We start from the raw sequence: 711 nt of genomic DNA, 5'->3' as shown, positions 1-711 counted from the left end.
GGCATCCAGCGCGCGCGCCCAGGCGAGCAGCTCGTCGCCACGCCGGCGCAGCTCCGCTGCCTGGTCGCTGCCGATGAAGGTCAGCAGCCGCTGAAGCCAGCGCGACGGCACGGCGGGTGCATCGCCGGCACGTGCCGAGCGGGACAGCACCACCTTCCCGGCGCCCATGGCCATCTGGAAATCATGCGCGGCAAGGCCGATACGCCGCTCGGGCGGTTCGAGGTCGATGCCGGTCTTCATCAGCCGCGACATGAAGCGGTCGCTCTCTGGCTTGCGCGGCCATACGCCCTCGTTGAGCCCGCCGATGACCAGCGTGTCGACCGTCTGCAACCGGGCTTCCAGCGCGCCCCAGATGGCGATGTTCCGGTCGGTGCCTTGTGCCGGCTTGACCGTTTCAGGCGCGATCAGCGCCGCCATGATGTCGGGCCACTCGGTCGCCGCGAAGGACAGCGAAGCCGAAGCCGCGACCAGCCCGCGCAGCAGTTCGGCAAGCTTCTCGCCGGCGTCACCGGCATAGAGTTCGCCAAGGCCGCCGTCGGCGATGCGGCCGAGATTTTCGAGTGTCACGACACTGGCCCTGACAAGCGCGGCAAGGTCGGCGTCATCCCGGCCTCGGAAGGCTGCGAGCGGCGCCAGCGCCTGCTTGAGACGTTCGAGCAAATTCCGCGCAGTTTCGATAGAGCGCACGGTCAGCCGGGAAAACCAGAAGGG

Annotated in this window: 1 pseudogene; it reads right to left on the bottom strand. The window is 68.6% G+C overall.

The features are described from left to right. Nucleotides 1–711 (bottom strand): annotated as a pseudogene (locus ENZ74_RS33475) (double-strand break repair protein AddB); the annotation flags it as partial.

The sequence above is a fragment of the Mesorhizobium sp. M7A.F.Ca.CA.002.15.2.1 genome (genome assembly GCF_003998715.1).
Taxonomy (GTDB): domain Bacteria; phylum Pseudomonadota; class Alphaproteobacteria; order Rhizobiales; family Rhizobiaceae; genus Mesorhizobium; species Mesorhizobium ciceri.
Note: the sequence above shows the minus strand (reverse complement) of the source record. Positions and strands in the feature narration are given on the sequence as shown.